Annotated in this window: 1 protein-coding gene; it reads right to left on the bottom strand. The window is 22.5% G+C overall.

Going from position 1 to position 817, the window contains the following annotated elements; translation table 4 throughout:
• Positions 1–817, bottom strand: an 817-nt coding sequence (locus tag D9R21_RS07840; RefSeq protein ID WP_158614014.1) for a hypothetical protein, incomplete at both ends; no start/stop codon positions are given.

Below are 817 nucleotides of genomic sequence, written 5' to 3'. Positions count from 1 at the left end.
TATATACAATTATTTTTTCAAATTTTAATGCTAATTTAGGACTACTAATTGTCCATGCCCCACAATTACCTTTTCCATTTATTATTGAACATCAAGCAATAGCTCCATTAAGACCATTAAAAATATTAAATTCTTGATTTACATCAGCAATTTCAACTTTTATTTCTATAAAACCATAATGTTTTTTAATTTGTGATTCATTATTATAAACGGCTGTTGTTATTTTATAATTATAAATTCCATGATTAAAATCTTTAATATGATAATAAGTATAGCCAACTTCTAAATCACTTGTATCAACAATTTCTCAATTATTATCGCCACCAATAGGTATATTTCCCTCACCCAATAGTGAATTACCATTAATAGTTTTAATATTTGTGCCACTTATTAATTTATCTTGTTTAAGATTAATTATTTTGTTCATATTTTCTATTGCAGAATTAAATCCAGATATAGATAAATCTATTTTTTTTGATGTTTTTACAATATATTTACCATTTTCTTTATCAATATAATCTTTATTTAAATCACTATCTCTAATAATATCTGATGGAATATTATTACTTTGTTTTGCTTTTCATAATCCATTTTCTTCATAAATAGTATTATTATCAAACGGAACATTTATTTCATTATTGTTATTTTTAACAATACTTTTATTGTCAATCTTAGTTTTTTCTTTTTCTAATAAAGCATCAACTTCTAATTGTGTATAATATGCTTCTAAATCTATCATTGTTAAATCAATACCTTCTTCTTGAAAAGTACGAAACATTTTCTTTAAAGTTGTTAAATTAGCCAATGATTTTGCATA

This window comes from Spiroplasma endosymbiont of Megaselia nigra, assembly GCF_003987485.1.
In the GTDB taxonomy this organism is placed as follows: domain Bacteria; phylum Bacillota_I; class Bacilli_A; order Mycoplasmatales; family Mycoplasmataceae; genus Spiroplasma.
The sequence above is the reverse complement of the archived record's forward strand: the minus strand, read 5'-3'. Positions and strand labels throughout refer to the sequence as shown.